General features: G+C 66.7%; 21 protein-coding genes. 6 read left to right on the top strand and 15 right to left on the bottom strand.

The genetic code is table 11. The features are described from left to right. Positions 1-36: 36 nt before the first annotated feature. The 4 genes from AC27VE_RS07600 to AC27VE_RS07585 form a co-directional block, all read right to left on the bottom strand. Complete coding sequence (locus tag AC27VE_RS07600; protein WP_315134838.1) at positions 37-387, bottom strand: 2Fe-2S iron-sulfur cluster-binding protein; 351 nt, start codon at positions 385-387, stop codon at positions 37-39. Next, positions 384-710 (bottom strand): ferredoxin, encoded by a 327-nt coding sequence (locus AC27VE_RS07595; RefSeq protein WP_488703470.1) that lies wholly within the window; start codon positions 708-710, stop codon positions 384-386. Before AC27VE_RS07595 ends, AC27VE_RS07600 begins: the two co-directional genes overlap by 4 nt. A gap of 5 nt (positions 711-715) precedes the next feature. Continuing rightward, positions 716-1015, bottom strand: coding sequence for a 2Fe-2S iron-sulfur cluster-binding protein (locus AC27VE_RS07590; RefSeq protein WP_006226805.1), 300 nt, complete (start codon positions 1013-1015; stop codon positions 716-718). A 71-nt stretch (positions 1016-1086) separates the two neighbouring features. Next, positions 1087-1818 carry an iron-containing redox enzyme family protein gene (locus tag AC27VE_RS07585; protein ID WP_006226804.1) on the bottom strand — a complete coding sequence of 244 codons (732 nt, stop codon included), beginning with the start codon at positions 1816-1818 and terminating at the stop codon, positions 1087-1089. A 249-nt stretch (positions 1819-2067) separates the two neighbouring features. Here AC27VE_RS07585 and AC27VE_RS07580 point away from each other — a divergent pair, with 249 nt between their 5' ends. Further along, on the top strand, positions 2068-2280 hold the full coding sequence (locus AC27VE_RS07580) for a hypothetical protein (RefSeq protein WP_488703469.1): 213 nt from the start codon (positions 2068-2070) through the stop codon (positions 2278-2280). Between the two features lie 49 nt (positions 2281-2329). On the opposite strand, the gene AC27VE_RS07575 is transcribed toward AC27VE_RS07580, so the two are convergent. Next, positions 2330-2761 carry a ribosomal maturation YjgA family protein gene (locus tag AC27VE_RS07575; RefSeq protein ID WP_454676030.1) on the bottom strand — a complete coding sequence of 144 codons (432 nt, stop codon included), beginning with the start codon at positions 2759-2761 and terminating at the stop codon, positions 2330-2332. A gap of 618 nt (positions 2762-3379) precedes the next feature. Here AC27VE_RS07575 and AC27VE_RS07570 point away from each other — a divergent pair. Further along, a complete protein-coding gene (locus tag AC27VE_RS07570) occupies positions 3380-5071 on the top strand; it encodes an MFS transporter (RefSeq protein WP_035213917.1) in 1692 nt (563 codons plus the stop codon). A gap of 16 nt (positions 5072-5087) precedes the next feature. Continuing rightward, positions 5088-7193 carry a site-specific recombinase gene (locus AC27VE_RS07565; protein ID WP_488703468.1) on the top strand — a complete coding sequence of 702 codons (2106 nt, stop codon included), beginning with the start codon at positions 5088-5090 and terminating at the stop codon, positions 7191-7193. Here the strand turns inward: AC27VE_RS07565 and AC27VE_RS07560 are convergent. Genes AC27VE_RS07560 through AC27VE_RS07550 form a run of 3 tightly spaced genes read right to left on the bottom strand, consistent with a single transcriptional unit; the run spans position 7190 to position 10159 of the window. Then, entirely contained in the window at positions 7190-7927 is a 738-nt protein-coding gene (locus AC27VE_RS07560) for a phosphoribosyltransferase (RefSeq protein ID WP_088589648.1), read from the bottom strand. The genes AC27VE_RS07565 and AC27VE_RS07560 overlap by 4 nt on opposite strands. A 19-nt stretch (positions 7928-7946) precedes the next feature. After that, positions 7947-9146 (bottom strand): M20 aminoacylase family protein, encoded by a 1200-nt coding sequence (locus AC27VE_RS07555; protein ID WP_488703467.1) that lies wholly within the window; start codon positions 9144-9146, stop codon positions 7947-7949. 29 nt (positions 9147-9175) lie between these two features. Then, entirely contained in the window at positions 9176-10159 is a 984-nt protein-coding gene (locus AC27VE_RS07550) for a Bug family tripartite tricarboxylate transporter substrate binding protein (RefSeq protein WP_488703466.1), read from the bottom strand. Between the two features lie 127 nt (positions 10160-10286). Between AC27VE_RS07550 and AC27VE_RS07545 the strand changes: the two genes are divergently transcribed. Next, entirely contained in the window at positions 10287-11228 is a 942-nt protein-coding gene (locus tag AC27VE_RS07545) for a LysR family transcriptional regulator (RefSeq protein ID WP_488703465.1), read from the top strand. A gap of 7 nt (positions 11229-11235) precedes the next feature. Here AC27VE_RS07545 and AC27VE_RS07540 read toward each other — a convergent pair whose 3' ends face one another. From AC27VE_RS07540 to AC27VE_RS07525, 4 genes are read right to left on the bottom strand one after another with little or no spacing between them, the layout of a single operon-like run. After that, positions 11236-12231, bottom strand: coding sequence for a Csu type fimbrial protein (locus AC27VE_RS07540; RefSeq protein ID WP_006226794.1), 996 nt, complete (start codon positions 12229-12231; stop codon positions 11236-11238). Beyond that, positions 12228-14573, bottom strand: a complete 2346-nt coding sequence (locus AC27VE_RS07535) for a fimbria/pilus outer membrane usher protein (protein ID WP_488703464.1) — start codon at positions 14571-14573, stop codon at positions 12228-12230. Before AC27VE_RS07535 ends, AC27VE_RS07540 begins: the two co-directional genes overlap by 4 nt. A 51-nt stretch (positions 14574-14624) precedes the next feature. Beyond that, the gene (locus AC27VE_RS07530; RefSeq protein ID WP_035213916.1) at positions 14625-15338 is read right to left on the bottom strand and encodes a fimbrial biogenesis chaperone; all 714 of its coding nucleotides are present in this window, start codon (positions 15336-15338) and stop codon (positions 14625-14627) included. A gap of 9 nt (positions 15339-15347) precedes the next feature. Beyond that, positions 15348-15869 (bottom strand): Csu type fimbrial protein, encoded by a 522-nt coding sequence (locus AC27VE_RS07525; protein WP_006226791.1) that lies wholly within the window; start codon positions 15867-15869, stop codon positions 15348-15350. Positions 15870-16313: 444 nt separating this feature from the next. Here AC27VE_RS07525 and AC27VE_RS07520 point away from each other — a divergent pair, with 444 nt between their 5' ends. Together AC27VE_RS07520 and AC27VE_RS07515 are read left to right on the top strand one after the other, a co-directional pair. Continuing rightward, complete coding sequence (locus AC27VE_RS07520) at positions 16314-17693, top strand: MFS transporter (RefSeq protein WP_427957373.1); 1380 nt, start codon at positions 16314-16316, stop codon at positions 17691-17693. A 151-nt stretch (positions 17694-17844) separates the two neighbouring features. Beyond that, the gene (locus AC27VE_RS07515; protein WP_488703463.1) at positions 17845-19443 is read left to right on the top strand and encodes a methyl-accepting chemotaxis protein; all 1599 of its coding nucleotides are present in this window, start codon (positions 17845-17847) and stop codon (positions 19441-19443) included. Between the two features lie 6 nt (positions 19444-19449). Here the strand turns inward: AC27VE_RS07515 and AC27VE_RS07510 are convergent, their stop codons facing one another. From AC27VE_RS07510 to AC27VE_RS07500, 3 genes are all read right to left on the bottom strand, one after another. Next, entirely contained in the window at positions 19450-20214 is a 765-nt protein-coding gene (locus AC27VE_RS07510) for a carbon-nitrogen hydrolase family protein (RefSeq protein WP_488703462.1), read from the bottom strand. A 141-nt stretch (positions 20215-20355) separates the two neighbouring features. Next, positions 20356-21573, bottom strand: coding sequence for an imidazolonepropionase (hutI, locus tag AC27VE_RS07505; RefSeq protein ID WP_488703461.1), 1218 nt, complete (start codon positions 21571-21573; stop codon positions 20356-20358). Between the two features lie 22 nt (positions 21574-21595). After that, a complete protein-coding gene (locus tag AC27VE_RS07500) occupies positions 21596-23026 on the bottom strand; it encodes an amino acid permease (RefSeq protein ID WP_454676021.1) in 1431 nt (476 codons plus the stop codon). Between the last annotated feature and the right edge of the window lie 52 nt (positions 23027-23078).

Genomic DNA, 23078 nt, shown 5'->3' with positions numbered 1-23078 from the left:
CGCGGCAAAGGCCGGGCGGCATCGCCGCCCGCGCGCTCAGCTGGCGGCTTCGACGGGGTCGGACGCCGCGCCCACCACTACGCCCTTGCCGTTCTGCACCACCCAAGAGACTTTCACGTCGCCATTCACGAACGTCTGGCACGCCATGCGGTAGCCGGCTTCGAAGTCTTCGGGACGCAGGTGCTTGCGCTCTTTCGGCTTGACCGCATCGGTGTTTTCAAGCCCTTCCTCGATGCGGCATTTGCAGGTGCCGCACAGGCCGCCCCCGCATTTGAACGGGATGCCGCCCTTTTCCTTCAGTGATACGCGCAGCAGATTGCTGTTCTCGGGCGCGGTCGCCACCTTGCCGCCGTTCGAGATGAAAGTGATCTGGACCATGTCGTTCAATGCTCCGCCACTGCGGTATCGGCCCGCAGCGTCAACGTGGATTCCATGCTGCCAAAGCGCGTGAGGTGGGCCAGTTCCTTGCGGGCCGCCTCGACCGAGGCGAACTTCTCCAGGAACTTGGACGGCACGCGGTTCACCACATAGGGCGGTGTCTCTTCCGTGACCACCAGCCGCGTGTCGCCATGCAGCCGGGCGATGCGAAACACCGCCAGCGCGCGCCCGCAGAACACGTAGTCATAGGTTTCGAGGATGTCGACGTCCTTGCCCACTTCGGTGCGAAACACGCCGGGCTTGGTCGTCAGGATGACGTATACGGAGTCCATGGCTGCTATGCCTCCATATCCTGAAGCAGTTCGATGTCGCTGCTCAACCACAACTGGCAGGCCAGCCGATAGCCTTGGTCGATGCGGTCGCCCAGCTGCTTTTTCTCTTTCCAGTTCACCGGCGGCAAATGCTCGGCGCCGGCCAGCACGCGGCACGCGCACTTGGCGCACTTGCCCATGCCGCATTCGTAGCGCAGGTGCGGATACGGAAACTGCTTGATACCGGCCCGCACCACCAGATTGGTGTTGTCCTTCACCACGTCGGTGAAAGTCTGGCCGCCTTTATGGAATACAACGGTAGGCATGGGTCTGTCATCCAGAAGCTGCGGGCCGGCCGCGCCCGCCATGGCGCGCGGCCGGAAAGGCCGGGCAGGGGTCAGGCGGCCAGGCCGAGTTCGGGCAGCTTGATCTCGTGCTGCACGTAGTCGGTATAGAGCGCCGTGGTGTACAGCAGCCGCATCTGGGCGCCGATCTCGCAGATCTTCAGGCAGCGCTGCTGCAGCTCGACGGTGTTGGCATGCTCCAGCACGATCTGATAGCCGCGTTCGCCATGGATTTCGTCCGACACGATATGCAGGTCGAAGAATTCGACCTCTTCATCGGTAAAGCCGTACTTCTCGCGCAGCGTCGGAGTCTGCTTGCGGTAGATGGACGGCACCTGCGATTCCAGGCCGACGACCAGGCCCGCGACCGCCACGATGGGGTCTTCGCGCATGGCCACGGCGTAACACCAGCTTTGCAGCGCGCGCGTCGTGGGCGACATGTTGTCGGGGTTGGTGACCCGTTCGCGGGTGGTGCCGCAGGCTTCGGCAAAGCGGATCAGCAGATCGGTGTGGCGATCGCCGCCGATTTCCTCTTCATACATGTTGGCCAGCAGGAAGTCCTTGGCCTCGGTATAGGTGTCCGGCGTGCGGGCATACAGGTAGCCCAGGTAGTCGGCGAACGGACCCACATAGTGATAGTGGTTCTCGGCCCACCGCGACAGGTGCTCGCGGCTGAGCTTGCCTTCAGCCCAGGCGATGGAGAAGGGCGAAGCGTTGGCGCTCTTGCCCTTGATCGCGTTTTCCAACGCGGTACGGAATTCATCTCGGTTCATCAGTTCTGCCATGACGCGCTCCAGTCCAGTAGGGAGGGGATTCCAGGCTGGTCTAGCCCGGCCATGAAGAACATTGTATACCGTCTACCGTTTTCGACTGCTAGGGCAATCCCGGAGAACCACGATCGCTCACTGCATAAAAGGGGCCAGCCCCTTTCAGATCAAGCACTTGACCAGACGCAAGGCCGGCGCAGGGCAGGGTGGACGAGGAAGGGTCCGCCTAGTACAATGAATACACTTTCAATGCAATACGGAAATACCATGAATAACCGCCACCCCCTGGGAGACGCCCCGATCGGTCAGCAACTGCTGACGCATTACGCCCGCCGCGACGCGGTGCGCCACGCCACGCCCCTGTTCCCGTCGTCCTGGGCCGAACTGTTCGCCCCCTTCCGCAACGCCCGCCTGCAACCGCTGCGCGCAAGCGCCCCCGCGGTCCGTCGCAACGACGACGAACCGATCTGCCAAGCCTGATCCTTCGGAAGACGCCGGGGCGCTTGCCCCGGCCTGGACATTCCGCCGCTTAACGGCGGGCGCGCAGACTCGCCCGCACCCGGGCATCCCGCAACGCGGCATTGCGCGCACGGTGCGCATTGGCCAACGCCAGCACCAGCACCACCGCAAACCCCACGGTGTACGCCACCACATCCCACCAGTCCGGCACGCTGCCCAGCACGACGCGCAGCACCGGCTGCTCGATCTGCCACCCGTACTGCCGCGCCAGGTACTGGCCAAACTCCACCGCATACCCCGTCAACAGCGCCGCCACCGCCAGCACCCCGACGCTTGCACGGATGAAGGTCCGGTACACCAGGTACACCCAGCCAACAGCCACCACATCCCCCACGAATCCGCGCAAGAACGGATAGGGCGCGCCATACAGGGCAATCAGCGCCAACAGGGCGGTCACGGCAAGCAGGGCGGCAAACGCGCGCCCATTGAACGTCAGGGTCATGGCAACAAACAACAAAGAGTGAAAGGGTGGACGCGCTAGGCACGTCCATCAAGCCCGCGACTCAGCACGGCCGGGGCAACGGGGCAGGGTACTAGAAATCCACGGGAAAACCCGATACCCCACGAGACACATGCGTCACCAAAGGTTATGCCCCCAAAAGTTATCCCACCTTATCCACCGGCTATCCACCGGCTATCCACCCCCAATCCACCGACTTACCCACACCCTTATCCACCGCAAAACCCCGCCACCGGACAGCAAAATGCCAAGCACACCACCCGCCCCGGCGATGCCCGATTCCGATGCACCGCAGCACGGCGTGGCGGGGGCACGGGGTGCGCGGGGAGTCGATGCGCCCGAGGGAATCTGAAGGGAAGGCCGCAGGCCTGGACGAAGATGACGACGGGGCAAGTCCGGAGCGAAGGCTCCGGACCGCAATCGTTGACCCGCGCACCCCGTGCCCCCGCCACGCCGTGCGGCCCAAGAACCGCAATCGTCAAACACGCCAGCCCCACACAGACACTCCCCGCAACACAACCCGCCATCATTCAGGCGTACCATTACCCCACCCCAAACGCCCTCCCGGCGCCCCAAAAAAGACGCCCCAGAGCCCTCCGTATGCTCACCCCCGTCTCCCCCTCCGCCGACCTCCCCCCCGGCGCCCCCGCTGCGCCCGCTGCCCCTCTTACCGTCAGCACGCTTTCCCCCTTATCCTTCCCCGCGTTCCGCATCATCTGGATCGCCAACCTGTTCGCCAACCTGGGCACCTGGGCGCAATCCGTCGCCGCCGCCTGGATCATCACCACCGAACAGAGCAGCCCCCTGATGGTCGCCATGATCCAGGTGGCCGCCGCCTTCCCGCTGGTGGCCCTGTCCATCCTGACCGGAGTGCTTGCCGACAACTATGACCGGCGCAAAGTGATGCTGACCGGCATGCTGCTGGAACTGACCGGCGGCGTCTTCATCACCATCCTGGCGTTCGCCGGCCTGCTGCACCCAATCACGCTGATCGCCTCCGTCTTCTGCATCGCCATCGGCAGCGCCATCGTCACCCCCGCCTGGCAGGCCGCCGTCGGCGAACAGGTCCCGCGCGCCCACGTCGGCAGCGCCGTCCTGCTCAACAGCGTCAACTACAACGTCGCCCGCGCCGTCGGCCCCGCCATCGGCGGCCTGCTGCTGGGCGCCATGGGCGCGCCCTGGGTCTTCCTGCTGAACTGCTTCTGCTATGGCGGGCTGATCTGGGCGATCTGGCGCTGGCAGCGCGACCTGCCCGAGCGTCGCCTGCCGCCCGAAGGCCTCTTCGAAGGTGTTGTCGCCGCGTTGCGCTACACCCAGCATTCCACCGTGACGCGCGTCGTCATGCTGCGCTCGTTCGCCTTCGGCCTGTCGGCCAGCGCCTTGTGGGCGCTGTTGCCGTTGCTGGCCCACGAGCAGGAGGAAGGCAGCGCCCTGCTGTACGGCTACATGCTGGGCGCGCTGGGGGTGGGCGCAATCCTGGGCAGCGCCTTCGTGCGCCGCGTGCAGGCCGCCTTGGGCGCAGGCGGGCTGGTCACCGTGGCCGCTGCGCTGCTGGCCGCCTGCCTGCTGGCGCTGGGCCTGACCAGCACTCTGTGGGTCGCGTTTCCGGCGCTGCTGATATCCGGTAGTTGCTGGATCGGCGTGCTGGCCACCTACAACACCACCGTCCAGATGCTGGTGCCCGATTGGGTCAAGGCGCGCGCGCTGGCGCTGTACCAGACCGCCATCTTCGGCGGCCTGGCGGCCGGTTCGTTCATGTGGGGCCACTTCGCCGGCACCATGGGCGTGTCCGGCGCGCTCAGCACCGCGGGCATCATGCTGGGCATCACCGTCGCCCTCTTGTACCGGTCGCGCCTGCCCGAACATGTGGACACCCAATCGCTCGCGCGCGTGGACAGCACCGAACCCGCGATGGCCGCCGCCGGTTTCAACACCCAGCACGGCTCGGTGCTGGTAGCCGTGGAATACCTGATTGAACGCGACAAGCTGTCGGCGCTGATCAGCGCCGCGCATCCGCTGCGGCTGCTGCGCCTGCGCAACGGCGCGCAGCAATGGCAGCTGTTCCGAGACCTGGAACGCGAAGGCGTATGGCGTGAAGTGTTCCTGGTGGAAAGCTGGATGCAGTACCTGCGCATGATCGACCGCATGACGCTGGCCGACAAGATGGTGCTGGACGAAGTGCGCGCCCTGCACAGCGGCGACAAGCCGCCGGTGGTGTCGCGCAACGTCAGCTACCTGGCCATGAACGAAGCGCAAGGCTTCTCCCTGCGCCGAGACCCCGAATCCCTGTGACCCGCGAGGCCCGCCCATGCTTACCTCTCTTTGGCGCAAGTGGCGGGCCTCGCGGCATGGCGGCCCGCAGCTGGACGTCATCCTGGCGAGCGCCGATCCCGACGCCCCGCTAGCCGAGCGCAACCTGTGGATGGTCGACCTGAGCCGGTGGCTGGACCGCCCCGGCCGGCCCGCCACGCCCGCCGCATCCACCGCACCGGGCACGCCCGCCCCCGACGCAGACGCCGTCCGCCATCCGCAGCACGCCCGCCTGCGCTACCTGCTGCAGGTGCTGGAAAACAACCCTGACCGCGCGGCGCCCGTCGCCGCCACGCTGCGTTCGCTGGTGGCGGACAACGATCCCACCTCGCTGCTGTGCGACACCGGCGTGGCCTCGCACCCCGGCTTCTGGGGCGAATTCTGGGACCGCGCGCAGGCCCGGCTATTGCCGCCTCCGCCCAACCGCAGCGACATGTTTGGCCTGTTCTCGCTGATCTTCCGCCGGGCAGGCGACGCGCAGTGGATCGAATCGCTGGACGACGACACCCTGGCCCGCATGCGCGCGCTGTACCGCCAGGGCGACGGCCTGGCACGCCTGGACCCCACCGCCCCCGAACCGCCCGCGCCGCGACTGGAAGCGGCGCTGACCAGCAGCATCCAGGTGCTGGTCAGCCAGGTGCGCGCGACGGGACTCGCCCAGGACATCCGGTCGCGCCTGCCGGGCCGCGTAGAGGACTCGCCCTTCTTCGCGCTGGCCGGCGCCGCGGCCGAACTGTGCGACAGCGGGCCCGACACGCCGCGCGAGGTCTTCGGCCGCCGCCTGAACATGTTCCGCGCCCTGCTGGACGGCTGCCGCGCCGCCACCCAAGGCGTCTACGACGAACTGGAGAAGAACGGCGTATCGGTTGAAGTCGTGTTCCAGATCGAACGCATGAAGCTGCGGCTGGACCGCATCGAACTGCTGCTGAGCGTCTGGGTGGACCCCACGCAGCGCCACAAGTACGTGCACCTGACGGCCGAACTGATCCGGTCCACCCAGGCCCGCAGCAGCATCCGGCACCTGGCGGCCTCGTCGTTCGCGCAGCTGGCGCGCCGGGTGATGGAACGCACCGCTGAAACCGGCGAACACTACATCGCGCGCGACGCCGCGGAATACCTGACGATGCTCAAGGCGTCGCTGGGTGGCGGCTTCATCATGGTGTTCACCGTCTACCTGAAATTCTTCATCGTCTCGCTGCACCTGGACAAGTTCATCGAAGGCCTGCTGGCCTCGCTGAACTACGCCGGCGGCTTCCTCGTGATCCACTTCGCGCACTTCACGCTGGCCACCAAGCAACCGGCCATGACGGGGCCGGCGCTGGCCCATCGGCTGGACGACGCCTATACGCCGCAAGGCCGCGAGGCCTTCCTGGACGACACGCTGGCCATGATCCGTTCCAACGCGGCGGCCATCCTGGGCAATCTGGCGGTGGTCTTCCCCTTGGCGTGGGCCGTGCAATGGATCGCCCTGAACGGCCTGGACCGGCCGCTGATCAGCGCGGACAAGGCGCAGGAAACACTGGCCTCGTTCTCGGCCTGGGGGCCCACGCCCATCTATGCAGCGGCCACCGGGGTGTTGCTATGGCTTTCCAGCCTGATCGCCGGCTGGGCTGACAACTGGTTCGCGCTGCACCGCGTGCACGACGTGATGGCTTACAACCGGCGCGCCCGGCACCTGCTGGGCGAGCGCGGCGCAGTGCGCTGGGCCGGCTTCTGGCAGCGCAATATCTCGGGCATCGCGGGCAACGTGTCGCTGGGCCTGATGCTGGGCCTGGGCCCGGCTATCGTCAGCTTCTTCGGCCCGCATGTGGAAGTGCGCCACGTGACGCTCAGCGCCGGTCAGATCGGCACGGCGCTGGGCACGCTGGGATGGGAAGTCGTGCACACGCAAGCGTTCTGGATGGCCGTGGCCGGCACCGCGATAACGGGGCTGCTGAACGTGGTCGTGAGCTTCGCGCTGGCGTTCAATGTGGCGCTGCGCTCGCGCAACCTGCGCCGCGGCGACCGCGATTCGCTGTCGGCGGGCGTGCGCCAGCGAATCTGGCAGCGTCCGGCCACGCTGTTCTGGCCGGTCAAGCCCCGACCCGCGCCAGAGCGTCCTTAAGCGCCGGGCTCGGGCGCCCAGCCGTGCGCGACCCGCCGCAGGCGCGGCGACTCGAACGCGCAGGCCACTGGCAGCGGCACGCCTTGGGCGTCGACCAGCCGGCTGCGCCAGCGCGTGCCCTGGCACATGGCCACGACGATGCCCGCCACCTCGGCGCCGCAGCGCGCCAGCAATGTCAGCGCGGACACCATCGTCTGCCCGGTGCTGACGGCATCATCCACCACCAGTACGCGGCGGCCGCGCAGGCTGCCCGCCAGATTCGGGTCCACGTACAACAACTTTCCGGCCTCCGGCGTGGTCAGCGATTGCACCGGCACCGACAGGTTTTCGTCATACCAGTACTTGCGGGAATAACCGAAGGGCACGTAGCGCGTGAAGCCCAGCCCGCGCGCCACCAGCGGCGCGAACGCCAGGCCCAGCGTGGGCAGCCCCACGACCACGTCGGCCTGGAAGGCGCGCGCCCGATCCGCCATGAATCCGGCCAGCGCCTCGACTACATCCAGGCTGGCGTGGTTGGCGATCAGCGAGGCCACGCAACGGTCCGGATCCCCGGGCACGCCGCGCAGCGGCAGCACCAGGTAGCGGCCATCCGGCAAGCGTGCCGGATAGCCGCGGGAATAGGGCGGTTCAACCGGCACGGGCAGCGCATCGGCGCTGACGATCTCTTGCCAGTAGCCAGTGGTGGCGTCGAAGGCTGATTCGTGAGCGGCGGGGGATACAGGGGAAGCAGTCATACGGAGCCTGAAGCGGCATTCAAAACGCAGGGGTATCGGCGGCCAGAAAGCGCTCGGCCAGTTTCACCCAGTAGCTGGCCGTGACCGGCAGGATGTCGTCGTTGAAATCGTAGTCGGGGTTGTGCACCATGCAGCCGCCTTCGCCTTCGCCATTGCCGACGATGAAGTAGCTGCCCGGCACGGCCTCCAGCATGAAGGCGAAGTCGTCGCTGGCCTGCAACGGCTGCAGGTCGGGGATCACCCGTTCCGCGCCCAGCCAGTCCTGCGCGACGGCGGCCGCGAATTGCGTCGCGCCGCGGTCGTTGACGACCGGCGGGTAGCGCCACCGGTAGTCGACCTGGACGGTGGCGCGGTGCACGGCGGCCTGCGCCGTGGCGATGGCGGTGATGCGTTCACGCAGCAGGGCGCGCGTTTCGGGGCGGCGGGCGCGCACGGTCAGGCGCAGTTCCACCGACTTCGGGATCACGTTGGGCGCATCGCCGCCATGGATGGCACCGATGGTCACCACCGCCATGTCGTTGGGGTCCACTTCGCGCGACACGATGGTCTGCAGGGCCAGCACGATGCTGGCGGCCGCCACGATGGGGTCCACCGCCACGTGCGGCATCGCGCCATGGCCGCCCACGCCGCTGACCGTCAGCACCACGGTATCGGACGAGCTGTACATGACGCCGGCGCGGAACCCGAAATGCCCGGCCGGATAGCCCGGTTCGTTATGGAAGCTGTAGACGGCGTCGCACGGGAACCGGTCGAACAAGCCGTCGGCGATCATCTTCTGCGCGCCGCCGTGGCCTTCTTCGGCCGGCTGGAAGATCAGATGCACGGTGCCGTCGAACCGGCCGCGCTGCGCCAGCGCATGGGCCGCGGTCAGCAGGGTGGCCGTATGCCCGTCGTGCCCGCAGGCGTGCATCTTGCCCGGGTGCTGGCTGGCGTAGGGCAAGCCGGTGGTTTCATGGATGGGCAGGGCGTCCATGTCGGCGCGCAGTCCCAGCCGGCGCGCGCCCGTCCCGCGGCGCAAGGTGCCGACCACGCCGGTCACGCCCAGGCCGCGGTGCACCTCGTAGCCCCAGGCGGCCAGGTGTTCGGCCACGAGGTCGCCGGTGGCGACTTCCTGGTAGGCCAGTTCGGGATGCGCATGGATCTGATGGCGCAGCGCCACCATCTCTTGCTGAATGGCCTGGATTTCAGGCAGCACGGGGCCAAGCGCGAAAGCGTTCATGTCGTTGGGCATCCTTGAGGTCAGCAGCCTTATTCCTGCTGGATGTTGGCGCTTTTCACGATGTGCGCGTACACGGCCTTTTCCTTCTTCAGGAAGGCGGCGAAATCTTCCGGCGTGCCTTCGCCCGCGATAGCCCCGCCTTCGGCCAGGCGCTTTTGCACGTCGTCCAGCTTCAGCACGGCATTCAAGGCCTGGTTCAGCTGCCGCACCACTTGCGGATCCGTGCCAGTGGGCGCAAACATGCCCATCCAGGTGTTCAGTTCAAACCCTTTGAGCTCGGCGGTTTCGGCAAAGGCCTGCACGCCCGGCAAGGTGGCGACGCGCTCTGCGGAGGTCACGCCCAGCGCGCGCAGCTTGTTCTGCTGCACCAGCGGCGTGGCGCTGGTGGTGACCAGCAGCCCCAGGTCCACCTGGCCGCCCATCACGTCGTTGGTGATCTGCGCGCCGCCCCGATAAGGCACGTGGACCAGTTTCACCTTGGCCTGGTCCTGCATTACTTCCATCGACAGGTGCAGCACCGTGCCGACGCCCGAGGACGCATACGTCAGCGTGTCCGGCTTGGCGCGGGCCAGCGCGATCAGCTCATCCATGTTGTTCACCGGCAGGCCAGGACGGGCCAGCAGCACGACCGGCGCGGTCGTCACCAGCGCCACCGGCGTCAGGTCCTTCTCGGCGTCGTACTTCACAGCCGAATTGATCAGGCGGGCCACGCTGATGGGGCCGTCAAAGCCCATCACCAGCGTATAGCCGTCGGGCGCGGCATGGGTGGCGCGGGCCACACCCAGCACGCCGCCTGCGCCCGCCACGTTGTCCACGATGATCGATTGGTTCAACCGTTCGGACAGCTTCTGCGCTACCAAACGCGCCGTGGTGTCCACGTTGCCGCCCGGGCTGAACGGCACGATCAGGGTCAGCGGCTTCGCGCCCGGCCAAGGCGTTTGGGCACAGGCGGCAGGGGCGATGCACAGCGCAGCCGCCAGCGCGGACACGGACAGGAACAGGCGTTTGAACATGGTGAGGGGCGATCAGGGCGGATACGCGCGCCCAGGCAGGGGCGCGCAGGAGGGCGACGGCGCCATCCTACGCAGCTCCGGGTAATAACTGAAATGGTATATTTTTATAGATTCATCAGGTAAATCTATGACCAAGCGCCCCGAGCCGGACCGCCCGGCCACGCCGCCGCGCCAGCCCACCTTGCGCCAGTTGCGCGGCTTCAAGGAAGTGGCGCGCCATGCCAGCTTCAGCCGCGCCGCCCAGGCGCTGTCGCTAAGCCAGCCCGCCTTGTCATCCGCCATCCGTGAACTGGAAACGCTGATGGGCGTGGCGTTGTTCGAGCGCAGCACCCACCACGTGCGCCTGACCCCCGCGGGGCTTGCCGCCCGCGCCCAGATCGAATGGCTGCTCAATACCTACACCCAGGGCACGGACGACCTGCAGCGCCTGCTGGATACGCAGGCCGCCACGGTGCGCATCGGCTGCATCCCGTCCACCATGCACCTGCTGGCGCCCGCCGTGGCGCAATGGCGCTTGCGCCATCCCGAGACCGTGCTGGTCTTGAGCGACCACCTGAACGACGAACTGATGGCCGCCTTGAACAACGGCGAACTGGACATCGGCCTGGGGCTGGATTTCGGCCTGGCGCCCGGCGTGGCCGCCACCTTCGTAGCCGAAGACGAACTGGTCGCGGTGCTGGCCGACACGCACCGGCTGTCGCGCCGCGCCGCGGTCACATGGCAGGACCTGAAGCACGAACCGCTGGCCGTGCTGTCGCGCGGCAGCACCTACGAGATGATCGTGTCCACGCTGCGCCAGCAAGGCGCGGATTTGGCCGCGACCGACACGCTGAACTACACCGATACGCTCTACAGCCTGGTGCGCGCCGGGCTGCGGGTGGGATTGATCTCGCGCTTGTACACCCAGGGCCAGCGCGGCGACGGCCTGGCCATCGTGCCCGTGCAACGCCCGCAAATGACGCGCCGCATCTGCCTGATGACCCGCGCCCCCGAAACGCAGGCACGCGCCTCGGTGCAGCGCTGCTACGCGGAACTGGCGGCCATGCTGCGGGACCGCACCGGACGTTAGGCAAGCCTCAGAAAGTGATGGTGGCGGTGACGACGTCCTTATAGTCCCCCGGCCGCGGCGTCGTCTGTGCAGGCACGCGCCCATACACCGTGAACGTCTGATTGGAGCCAGTGCCCGTCCCCGTGCGCGGGCTGCCGCCCGAGGCGTCGCCCCAAATAGTGGCGTAGTTGCCGTCCTGATAGAGCTGATAGCCCACGGTATCGGCGGCGGTCGAGTGCTTCATTTTGCGGGCCAGCACATTGTTGGCGACGGCGCCTCCGTTCAAGGCCACCGAGAACGCATTGTTGTTGGTGCATTTGACGGTGATCGTGCTGGTGCCCGTCGTCGCGGCGTTCAAGACGCCCCGGGGCGGGAACATCAGATCCGTGGCGTTGATCGTGCAATTCTTCTGCACCAGTGCCGTCACGGTAAGCGGGACAAGGATCCGTTGCGTCGGCGTCACCGGGCAGTTTGCCAACCCGCCCAGGCCGAACACCACATCCACCGTCGCGGTGGTCGCATAGTTCTCCGAGTATTGAGTGTTGGCGTTGTTTACCGTCGAGACCAACGGCTGGTTACCCGGCAACTTTCCGTAGAACCTGAAGGTCGTGGACACCGGCCCCCCGCCGACGACGAGCGGCCCGGTCAGCAGCACGGAGGTAGGGCCCGAACTGGTGGACGTGCCCCACACCTGGGAATGCGCCGCGTCCGTGTACAGGTTGTAGTTCATCCGGTTCGTGCCGGCGCCCAAGGTGCGCGGGTTGATCGAGGTGCTGGTGTCGCCCTGGCCCAGGTTGAAGCACACCCGCGCGAAAAGGCCGAGCAGGGTGAAAGTGCAAGTCACCGCGATTTGCCCGCCATCGCTGAAAGTGTCGGCAGGCAGCAGCGGATTGACGGTGCCGAAGTTCACCGTGTAAGTGGTGGCGGCGCCCAGCGCGCAGGAACTGGCCTCGGACGCGCCGGCATATCCCAACGACAAGGCCGTCAGCGCCTGCAGCGCCGGCCGGATCAGGCGCGTCCTCATGGCCCCCCCGCGCCAGGCGGCAGACAGGGGAAGGGCCCCAAGGTGGGCATGGGCCGGTTTGCCGCATGCGCATAGTCGAACGCCACCGCGCATGAAACGCCCGCCCCCTTTATTCTCAGGTGATTGCGCGGCTGCAAGTCCTCGACGAACGTCAGTCCGTCGTAGCCCACGACAGAGTGCTTGCCGCTTTCGGCGTGCGCCACTTCCGCCCCCACGGGCACGAACCCGCCGTCCGGCATTGTCAGGATGACCGAGGCCGCCGCGTATTGCTCGACCTGGAACTTCGCCAGCACGCCAGCCCCCGCCTGCGGCACGACGACCACCTTGGTGGTGTCCAGCTTCACGTCCACGGGCAGGTCTTCGGGATCGATCGCGATGCGGTTCGACTGATAGGAATTCAGATCCGGCACCAGCAGATAACCGCTGCCGTTGGTCCGGCCCAGCTTGCGGTTTTCGTGCAGCACCGCCACATCGGGCGCGCCGTCCGTGGACACCAGCGCGAAACTGTCATTGATGCGGCGCGAGGGCAGCACCGTGCCGTCCATCAGCGTGATTGATCCCGACGCTTGCGCCGCGGCCATCGTCTTGCCTCCGTATTCCTGCACGATGCCGGCCAGCAGGCCGTACCGGCCAAGGTACTGCGCCTGCCCCTGGTTGTATTGCATGCCGCCCGACCGTCCGTTCTGCACCGCCCAGCCCCAGCCTCCCTCGTACGCCACGCTGCTTTGCGCACCGAGGCTGTACGCATCCTGCCCGCCTTGCCTGCTGACCGAGGCGGTGGCCTGCGTCCGGTCGCCGAGCATGAAGGACAAGCCCAGATAGACTCCGCGCGAATCGGATTGAGTGAAATCGTTGTAGGCGCTCAGCGTCATGACGACCCGGCTGTGCAGGTTGACGGTGTAGGACGCCGACCCCAACTTGGCTGCCGGCACATGCGGCATGCGGTAGCCGATATAGCTGAACGCCACGCTTTGCGACGCCGTCAGCGGCACGGACACGGTCACCCGTTCGGTCTGGCGGGGCACGGGCGCGTCTTCGCGCGATCCCAGGTCACCGTAGTCGCCCAGCACGCGCGTGGCTTGCGCATCCACGCTGAATGCGGGCTGCACGTATTGGTAGCCCAGGCCGACCTGCCCGCCGTCATAGCGGCCCGCGCTGCCCGCCAGGGACCCGCTGACCACCCCAGCCTGACCCAACTTCACCAGGGCGCCGGCGCCGATGTTGTACAGGCCTGCCGTGGCTTCGCCATGCCCCTCCCACGTCAGGGTGTCGCTATAACCGTAGCGCCCCGATGCCGCCATCACCGGCTGGTTGTCATAGTCGAAAGAGCGCACGCTGAACAGACGGCGCACGAATCCCGCCTCCACGGAATAGCTGGACAGCCCGGCAGCCAGCATGCGCGTATCGATATACAGCGGCACCGACGTGCTGACCGTGCGCCCCAGCGCGTCGCGCGTGACCAGCGTGGCCTGGCCCGCACCGGTAATGCCCGGGACCTGGTTCACCACGAACGGCCCCGGCGGCACATTGCCGGAATACTGCTGCACGCCATTGACGTACAGCGCCACGGAGGACGGCACGACGGACGAGGCGCTCAGCGTGGACACCGGAAACGTGACCAGGTCCGGACGCAACGCAAAGTTCCTGCCCCACTGGATGCCCGCCACACGCACGGAACGCGACCAGTTCAAGGACGAGGTGATGGTGTCGCCCAAGCGCAGGGTCCGCATCGTCTCCTGGTCGGATCGCGCCCAATACGTGTCGTAGCGCACGTAGCGGTCGCCGGCGCCGCCCAGATACGACGTGCCGGTGTTGCTGAACGTGCCAAACCGGTCGAAGTAGCGCTGCTCGGTGAAGAGCGCCACCCGGTAGCGCGAATCGGTCTGCGTATAGGCGTCGTAGTTCAGCAGCAAACCACGCCCGGCCGTGGCCATCGGCGTCTTCGTCGCCCCCTGCGCTCCCAGTTCATAGGGCAGGCGCAAGGCATCGGGCAACACGATATCCACGGACTGGGCCGCCGGATTGTAGGCATACCGCAGGCCGGCGACCCGGTCCAATGCGATCTCGCCCGTATCCGGGATGTCGATTCGGGACAGGTCGACCCCTACCGACCGCAAGGCGCTGCCGCTGACGGACAAACGGCCCTGCGCATCCCGGAAACGCAGCAGCTGCGAAGTATTGACGCCGTTGATACTCACCTCCAGGAACACGTCGCGCTCGGCAAGATTGCCGAAGGTCAACAACAGGTCGGGCGGGTTCGCCGCCTGGGCCTGCGCACCCAGCAAACACAGTGCGAAGCACCAGACGCGTCGCCCGCGAACACGGGAAGCGCGCACTGCCATGGCCTGCCTTCCTCTTGCTCGCCGGTCCGCACGAAGGCGGCCGGCACGCGATCAATCAACGCGTGGGGATACGGTAACGAGGTCACCGTTGATCAGGGCTTTGATCCGCACCGCTGCCGGTGCCTTTTGTTTTGCGGGGATGCGCCATTCGCGCGCGCGCTGTGCCAACGCGTATCCCAATAATCCATCGACATTCGCCACGGGCCTGCCCGCGGCATCCAGAATCTGCAGCGCCGCGACCTGCGCGTAACGTGTCCCGGTGTTTGACAGGCGCAGCACCCAGGCGTCGCCCGCCCGCTGCACCTGCCACGCCAGATCGGGCGCCGGAGAGGGAGCAGCCCCCGCGACGAAGACGGGCACGGAATAGCGCAGCCGCAACACCACTCCGTTGACGCCTGGCGAGGCCGGGTCGGGAATCTCGTCGATGATCAGACGGTAACTGCGCTCGACCGGAGCGAGTTCGCGGGACGCCCGGACCAGCCGCACCAATTGTTCGCCGCCCGGCGCAACCTGGATAATCGGCGGGCTGGCCTGGACTTCTTCGGTAGCGGTCAGGACATCATCGCCATCCGCCTGTTCCCAGCGATAGATGCGGACTTGCCCATAAATGGGTGTATTGCCGGGATTGCGCAACATAATGCCGCTGGCTGGCTGTTGCGGCGCCATCTCCACCAATACCGGCGATATTTGCAGCGCCGCCCCGAAGGCCAGGCCGGTCCACCCGGTGATGCACAACGCCAATATGGCCGCAAGGAGTGCTTGCATTCGCACGCCCTAGAAATAGACCGTGGCAGTGACCGTGGAAGAGTAATTATCGGGCGCCGGCGTCGTCTGGACGGGCACGGCCCCATTGACCACCAAAGGCTGCGCCGAGCCATTGCCGACCCCGCTGACGCGATCGGCCACTTGGGCGTCGCCCCAGACCACCGTCTGGCTGCCGGGCTGGTACAGCTGATAAGCCACCGTCTGGGTATTGCTGCCGGTGCCGCTCATGAACCGCGTCGTCCCTGTCGACCCCGTCCCAGTGCCGGCGCTCAGTCCGACGGTATAGGGCGTGGTGTTGCTGCACGTGACATTCAGGGTGGTATTGCCGGTAACCGCAGTGGCCAATACGCCGTGACTGCCGAATGCCAGATTATTGGCAGCGATCACGCAGTTCGCGGTGATGGTGAGGGTGACGTTGAAATTCGCCGTGGGGCCGGCTTGCGCCGCTGCCAGCCCCGGCGCGGCGCTGGCGCAAATCAATGACAAGACCGCTGCATGCAAGGACAAGCGTTTCATCGTGAAACCCTCCATCGAACGAGTTGCACCGCCGAATCTGATTGGAATAATCGTACGTCGAATAAATCGATCAGGCACCAAATAGTTTCATCTATTCATTTTTATTATTACGAAATCTTAATAGTCTGCCCGCTCCCGGCCTGATTTTCAGTACCCCGCTCTCTCTACAGCAGGGGCGGACTACCGTCGTACAAGTCGTTGTATTTACGCTATTTTGTTAGTTTCAATTAGTGACACGATTCGATGCGAATTAATTACCGTCAATTAATGCGTCGGATAATCACGCCCATTATTCGATGTGACCGAGCGGTCTCATTATGGAATTTTTGATTGCGCATCGGCGAAACGCCACCGGCGCATCGCGCCCAGGCTGACGAAGCGTTGAATCCCGATGCGGCATTAGAATCAGTCCTCCTGATTCCGGACGCTCCGCCCGGACGCCTCGCCCGCCGACGCCCCATGCTCTCGTTCTCCCGCAATACCGTCTATCCGGCTGGTGCCGGCTTGCCTGCTTCCGAACGCCTGGGCGCACTACTGGCCGTGATGCTGGCGGTCTGCATGGCCAGCCTGGACACGGCCATCGCCAACACCGCGTTGCCCACCATCGCGCGCGATCTGCAGGCCAGCGACGCGGGGTCGATCTGGGTCATCAGCGGCTATCAGTTGGCCATGGTGGCGGGACTGCTGCCCGCGGCCGCGCTGGGCGAGATCCTGGGCCACCGTCGCGTCTACATCGTAGGGCTGGTGATGTTCGTCGTGTCGTCGCTTGCCTGTGGCCTGGCGCCGTCGCTGCCCGCGCTGGTGGTGGCGCGGATCCTGCAAGGCCTGGGCGCGGCCGGCGTGATGAGCGTGAACGGGGCGCTGCTGCGCTTCATCTATCCCTCGCACATGCTGGGCCGCGGGCTGGGCCTGAACGCGATGGTGGTCGGCCTGTCGTTTGCGGCCGGCCCCACGGCGGCGTCCGCCATCCTGCTGCTGGGGTCCTGGCACTGGTTGTTCCTGATCAACGTGCCCATCGGCATCGTGGCCGCGGTGCTGGCCCTGCGCGGCCTGCCCGAGACGGCGCGCGCCCCGCACGGTTTCGACGGCATCGCCGCCTTGCTGTGTGCGCTGACGCTGGGCCTGTTCGTGCTGGGGTCCAATGAACTGGCGCACGGCGCGCCCTGGCCGCGCGTCACGCTGGAGTGGGGCGGCGCCATCGCCAGCCTGTGGCTGCTGATGCGCCGCCAGGCCGGCCACCCCGCGCCGATCCTGGCCGTCGACCTGCTGCGCCGGCCCTTGTTCGCGCTGTCGGCCGCCACGGCGGTCTGCGCCTTCGCGGCGCAGGCGCTGGCGTTCGTGTCGCTGCCCTTCCTGTTCCAGTCCGTGCTGGGCTACAGCCAGGTGCACACGGGTTTCCTGATCACGCCCTGGCCGGTCGTGGTGGCCATCATGGCGCCCATCGCCGGGCGCATGTCCGACCACTATCCGGCCGGCATCCTCGGCGGCATCGGCCTGGCGCTGCTGGCCTTGGGGCTGGTGCTGCTGGCCCTGATGCCGGCCGCGCCGTCGGTGTGGGACATCTCGTGGCGCATGGCTATCTGCGGCGCGGGATTCGGCTTTTTCCAATCGCCCAACCTGCGCGCCATCATGACGTCGGCGCCCGCGTCGCGGGCCGGTGGCGCCAGCGGCATGATCGGCACCGTGCGCCTGTTGGGCCAGGCCAGCGGCGCGGCGCTGGTGGCCGCGTGCTTTCATGTGTCCTCGACGCATGGCGCAATCGCCGCCTTGTGGCTGGGCGGCTTGTGCGCCGGGCTGGCCTGCATCGCCAGCTTTTCCCGCTTGCGTTTCAACGCGTGAAAACGCTAACACGCAACATTGTTGCGTGATTTTTCGACATATTCTGCGATCGAGCCGATATATTCGTAAGTTGTGAAACAGCGGCTAAATATCGCCGAAGCCGGGTCGTTGTTGTCGATGCAGCACTCGCTGTATCAGGGATACGACTCGCATGACACAGTTCTTGAAAGACATCACCATCCGCCGCATGATCCTGTGCACCCTGCTCATGATCAGCGCCTTGCTCACCGGCTTGTCGGCCATCAGCGTCAACGGCCTGCACAGCGCAGGCGAAGCGCTCGCTGCCAGCAACGAACTCCTGCACGAAGTCTCCGCCCTGTCCCGGGTCAACGATCAGGTCATGCGCGCGCGGCTGCGGCTGTCGCGCCAGCTAGAATATGCAAGCGCAGGCCAGACCGCCCAGGCGGCGGAAGAAGGCCGCAGCATCGACGCCGCGCTGGACGAAGCCCGGCGGCAGCAAACGGCGTTTGTGGCGCTGGCGCGCAAGGATGCCCCCGCCTCCCTCCTGGACCCCATGCAAGCCAGCTTCGACGCCCTGGTGACGGGCGGCATCGCGGTGCAGCGCCAGCATCTGGAGGCCGGTGACATCACGCGCGCCCGCGCGCACGCCGCCAGCGCCGTCGTGACGGCCAGCCGCGCCTTCGGCAAGAGCATCGAGGACTACGAGGCCTACGCCAAGCAGCGTGAAACGCTGCTGTGGGACGACGCCGCCGCCAAGCGCCAGCATGCCTACATCGGCATGGGCATCGTGTTGGGCATCTGCCTGTTGCTGCTGGTGCTGGGCGACCGCTACGTCGTGACGTTCGTGCGGCAACCGCTGGAGACGATCAAGGACCATTTCCGCCGCATCGCCAGCGGCGACCTGACCACGCCCATCGCCTCCTATGGCCGCAACTGCGCCGGCCAACTCATTCCCTACCTGCAGGACATGCAAGCCAGCCTGGTACGTACGGTCCACGCGGTGCGCGACGGCGTGGTCGAGATCAATGCCGGATCCAGCGAGATCGCGGCCGGCAACCAGGACCTGTCCAGCCGCACCGAACAGCAGGCGGCGTCCCTGGAGCAGACCGCGGCCAGCATGGAGCAACTGCTGTCCACCGTAACCAGCAACGCCGAAAATGCCCGCCAGGCCAACCAGATGGCCGCCGTTGCCAGCGATGTGGTGCAGCGCGGCGGCCACGCGGTGAAAGAAGCGGTCAGCACCATGCGCGAGATCGCGCAGGACGCCGGCCGCATCGAAGACATCGTCAGCGTCATCGACGGCATCGCCTTCCAGACCAACATCCTGGCGCTGAACGCGGCGGTGGAAGCGGCCCGGGCCGGTGAAGAGGGCAAGGGCTTCGCGGTAGTGGCCGCCGAAGTCCGCTCGCTGGCGCAGCGCAGCGCGGGTGCGGCCAAAGAGATCAAGCAATTGCTCAACGCATCGGGCGCCACCGTGCAGGCCGGGTCGGCCCAGGTCGAAGCCGCCGGCCGCACGATGGAGGAGATCCTGGCGACCATCGAACGCCTGACGCTGCTGGTCAGCGAGATCGCGACCGCGTCGCAGGAACAGGTGACCGGCATCGACCAGGTGAACACGGCGGTGAACCAGATGGACCAGGTGACGCAGCAGAACGCCGCGCTGGTCGAAGAGGCCACCGCGGCCGCGTCCTCGTTGGAGACGCAGGCGCAGCGGCTGCAGGGCGCCGTCAGCGCGTTCCGGTTGCCCTCGTTGATCCAGGACCAGCGGGCGATCGCGATCGCGGCCTGAGCCGCGTCACTCCCGCACGTAGCACGGGTACAGCGCCTGCTGCGCCCGCGACCGGGCCGGATCCACGTCGATCACTACGATCGATTCGCTGTCAGTCGACTGCGCCAGCAGCTCGCCGTCGGGCTGGAAGGCGAAGGCGCGGCCGCCGAACACCTGTCCGTCGGTCGTGCGGCCCGCCCGGTTGGAACTGACCACATAGCAGCCCGACACCAGCGCCGCCATCGCGCCCGCCGTCATCCAGCGACCGATCGAGGCGCCGCTTGCGCGCGGCACCACGATCAGTTCAGCGCCGTCACGGCCGTAACGGCGCGCGCGCTCGTTGAACATCAGCTCGGTGCACAACTGCACGCCCAGGCGGATGCCGCCCACCTCGACAACGTCGAAGCCCGCCAGCGCAGGTTCAAACCACGTGGCTTCGAAGAAACCCGGTTCCTGCGGAAAGTACTGCTTGTGATGCAGCCGGGTGTAGCGCCCGCCCTGCAAGGCAAAGGCCTCGTTGGCCAAGCGGCCGCCGGCCGGCACCGGCCGCGAGGACACGACGGCGGGCACGTCCAGCGCCGCCAACGCCGCCAGCCCGGCCTCGTGGATGCGCACCGATTCGGCGGCCAGCGCCGGATCATAGTCGGGCAACGCCGCCAGCCAGGGGCCGAACGGCATCTCGTTGGTGACCAGCAGGTCGGGCGCCAGTTCGCTGATGCGTTCGGCGATACCCTCCCAGGTGGCGCCTTCCGGCGCCAGGTCTACCGGCCCCTCCATCATGCAGATCCGCATACGTGTTCCTCTACGCTGTCGTCTTCGCGCGCCCGCCATCGGACGGCTTCGCCCACATCGTAGAACGCCGCCACGCCAAACGGCGCCGCCGCATCGCATCTGGTCCGGATCGGACGGCTATTGGTCCGAATCCGCCGCCGCTCAAGACAACGCGGCCACATCCACCACGGCGCCGTGCCGGACGATACGCTTGGGCAGGTCCCCGCCGATCCAATACGCCAGCTCCGATGGATGCGCGACCTCCCACGCCACGAAGTCCGCCACCTTGTCCACGGCCAGCACACCGTGGGTGGCCTGCAACCCCAAGGCACGGGCCGCATGCGTCGTAACGCCAGCCAGCGCCTCTTCGGGCGTCATCCGAAAGAGGGTGCAAGCCATGCTCAGCATCAGCCGCAGGGACAGCACGGGCGAGGTCCCTGGGTTCAGGTCGGTAGAGATCGCAATAGGCACGCTGTGACGGCGCAGCAGGTCCAGCGGCGGCAATTGCGTTTCACGCAAGGCGTAGAAAGCGCCCGGCAGCAGCACGGCCACCGTGCCGGCTCCGGCCATCGCTACCACGTCGCTTTCCGTGAGGTATTCCAGGTGGTCCGCCGACAGGGCGCCGTAGCGCGCCGCCAGCGTGGCCCCATGCAAGGAAGACAGTTGCTCGGCATGCAGCTTGACCGGCAGGTCCAGATGCGCCGCGGCCTTGAACACGCGCTCTACCTGTTCGGGCGAGAACGCCAGATGCTCGCAGAACGCGTCGACCGCATCGACCAGCCCTTCTGCGGCCAGCACCGGCAGCATGCGGCGCGCGACTTCGTCGATGTAGTCGTCGGCGCGCCCCGCGTACTCGGGCGGCAAGGCGTGCGCGGCCAGACACGTGGCCTGCACCGTCAGCGGCAGCGTCTGGCCCAGGCGCCGCGCCACCCGCAGCATCTTGCGTTCGTTGGGCAGGTCCAGCCCGTAGCCGGATTTGACCTCCAGCGTGGTGACGCCGTCCGCCAACAGGTGCAAGGCCCGCCGGCGCGCACTGACGTAAAGCGCGTCTTCGGAGGCGTCGCGCGTGGCGCGCACGGTGCTGGCGATGCCGCCGCCCTGCGCCGCGATCGTGGCGTAGTCCACGCCTTGCAGGCGCTGCTCGAACTCCAGGCTGCGGTTGCCGCCGAACACCAGGTGCGTGTGGCAGTCGATCAGGCCCGGCGTGACCCAGGCGCCGCCCAGGTCGTGCTCATGCGCGGCGTCGGCGGCAGGCAAGTCCGCCTCGGGGCCGATCCATTCAATGCGGTCGGCACGCGTCACGATGGCGGCCCGCTCGATCGCCGAGTAAGCGCCATCCGCCATCGTGGCGACATGGCAATTGCGCCAGACCTGTCTCATCCCATTCTCCTGAAAACCGTAATCAATCGGACCCCTGCGCCACCGGCACCGGGAGGCCGCCATCGGGGCGGTTGGGGTACACCCACATGCGGTACGCCACGCACAGCAACGCGATCCACACCACACCCACCGCCAGCGCCGCCTGCGTGCGGGGGAAGTAACCCAGCACCCCGAACACGAACAGCATGAACAAGATCGCCGCGATCGGCCCCGCCGGCCAGAACGGCACCGGGAATTTCAACGCGGCGACGGCCTCCGGACTCATCTTGCGCCGCATCGCCACTTGCGACAACAGGATCATCAGCCAGACCCACACGGTGGCGAAGGTGGCGATCGAGGCGATCAGCATGAACACACCCTCGGGGATCAGGTAGTTCAGCACCACGCCCAGCAGCAGCGCCACCGACATCACCACGACGGTCATCCAGGGCACGCCGTTGCGGGATACCGCCGCAAAGCCGCGCGGCGCCTGGCCCTGCTGCGCCATGCCATACAGCATGCGCCCCGCGCCGAAGATGTCGCTATTGATTGCCGACACCGCCGCCGAGATCACGACGATGTTGAGGATGGTGGCGGCCGAGGTGATGCCCAGGCTGTCGAAGATCTGCACGAACGGGCTGCCCTTGCTGCCGATCTGCGTCCAGGGGAAGATGGACATCAGCACGAACAGCGTCAGCACGTAGAACAGCAGGATGCGCAGGGGCACCGCATTGATGGCGCGCGGCAGGGTGCGGCCGGGATCTTTCGCTTCGCCTGCGGTGATGCCGATGATCTCGATGCCGCCGAATGCGAACACCACCACTGCCAGCGACGCGACCAGTCCGCCCACGCCGTTGGGCATGAAGCCGCCATGCGCCCACAGGTTATGCACACCCGTCGCCGCGCTGTCGGCGTTCAGTCCGAAGCCGAACAGCATGATGCCCAGCCCGCCGGCGATCATCGCGATGATGGCGCCCACCTTCAGCAGCGACAGCCAAAACTCCAGTTCGCCGAACACCTTGACCGAACACAGGTTGATCGCGCCGATGAAGCACACGATCGACAGCACCCAGATCCAGCGCGGCACGTCGGGATACCAGAAGCCCATGTACAGCCCGAACGCGGTGATGTCGGCCAGGCAGACGATGATCATCTCGAAGGCGTAAGTCCAGCCCGTTAGGAAGCCGGCGACGGGTCCCAGATAGCTGGTGGCGTACTGGCCGAACGACCCCGACACGGGGTTGTGCACCGCCATTTCGCCCAATGCGCGCATCACCATGTAGACGGCCGCGCCTGCGATCAGGTAGGCAAGCAGCACGGACGGGCCGGCTTCCTGGATGGCCTTGGCCGAGCCGTAGAAAAGCCCCGTCCCGATCGCCGAGCCCAGGGCCATGAAGCGGATGTGCCGGGCATTGAGCCCGCGTTTAAGGTCCTGCGTCTTTACCTCGGGTTGTGCCTGTCTTTGTGCCTGCATTGCTGTCTCCGTACGCTTGTTATCCGCGAGCACCGTCAACCGCCCGGCGCGC

This window comes from Achromobacter sp. 18P8.1.1 (assembly GCF_057799415.1).
This window is presented reverse-complemented; position numbering and strand designations above follow the sequence as displayed.

Coding starts and splice junctions, on each gene's coding strand:
- AC27VE_RS07570 (WP_035213917.1), top strand. CDS start 3,380: ATGCTCACCCCCGTCTCCCCCTCCGCCGACCTCCCCCCCGGCGCCCCC.
- hutI (WP_488703461.1), bottom strand. CDS start 21,573: ATGAGACAGGTCTGGCGCAATTGCCATGTCGCCACGATGGCGGATGGC.
- AC27VE_RS07500 (WP_454676021.1), bottom strand. CDS start 23,026: ATGCAGGCACAAAGACAGGCACAACCCGAGGTAAAGACGCAGGACCTT.
- AC27VE_RS07575 (WP_454676030.1), bottom strand. CDS start 2,761: ATGACCCTGACGTTCAATGGGCGCGCGTTTGCCGCCCTGCTTGCCGTG.
- AC27VE_RS07555 (WP_488703467.1), bottom strand. CDS start 9,146: ATGAACGCTTTCGCGCTTGGCCCCGTGCTGCCTGAAATCCAGGCCATT.
- AC27VE_RS07560 (WP_088589648.1), bottom strand. CDS start 7,927: ATGACTGCTTCCCCTGTATCCCCCGCCGCTCACGAATCAGCCTTCGAC.
- AC27VE_RS07545 (WP_488703465.1), top strand. CDS start 10,287: ATGACCAAGCGCCCCGAGCCGGACCGCCCGGCCACGCCGCCGCGCCAG.
- AC27VE_RS07525 (WP_006226791.1), bottom strand. CDS start 15,869: ATGGAGGGTTTCACGATGAAACGCTTGTCCTTGCATGCAGCGGTCTTG.
- AC27VE_RS07515 (WP_488703463.1), top strand. CDS start 17,845: ATGACACAGTTCTTGAAAGACATCACCATCCGCCGCATGATCCTGTGC.
- AC27VE_RS07595 (WP_488703470.1), bottom strand. CDS start 710: ATGGACTCCGTATACGTCATCCTGACGACCAAGCCCGGCGTGTTTCGC.
- AC27VE_RS07585 (WP_006226804.1), bottom strand. CDS start 1,818: ATGGCAGAACTGATGAACCGAGATGAATTCCGTACCGCGTTGGAAAAC.
- AC27VE_RS07535 (WP_488703464.1), bottom strand. CDS start 14,573: ATGGCAGTGCGCGCTTCCCGTGTTCGCGGGCGACGCGTCTGGTGCTTC.
- AC27VE_RS07590 (WP_006226805.1), bottom strand. CDS start 1,015: ATGCCTACCGTTGTATTCCATAAAGGCGGCCAGACTTTCACCGACGTG.
- AC27VE_RS07520 (WP_427957373.1), top strand. CDS start 16,314: ATGCTCTCGTTCTCCCGCAATACCGTCTATCCGGCTGGTGCCGGCTTG.
- AC27VE_RS07565 (WP_488703468.1), top strand. CDS start 5,088: ATGCTTACCTCTCTTTGGCGCAAGTGGCGGGCCTCGCGGCATGGCGGC.
- AC27VE_RS07540 (WP_006226794.1), bottom strand. CDS start 12,231: ATGAGGACGCGCCTGATCCGGCCGGCGCTGCAGGCGCTGACGGCCTTG.
- AC27VE_RS07580 (WP_488703469.1), top strand. CDS start 2,068: ATGAATAACCGCCACCCCCTGGGAGACGCCCCGATCGGTCAGCAACTG.
- AC27VE_RS07530 (WP_035213916.1), bottom strand. CDS start 15,338: ATGCAAGCACTCCTTGCGGCCATATTGGCGTTGTGCATCACCGGGTGG.
- AC27VE_RS07550 (WP_488703466.1), bottom strand. CDS start 10,159: ATGTTCAAACGCCTGTTCCTGTCCGTGTCCGCGCTGGCGGCTGCGCTG.
- AC27VE_RS07510 (WP_488703462.1), bottom strand. CDS start 20,214: ATGCGGATCTGCATGATGGAGGGGCCGGTAGACCTGGCGCCGGAAGGC.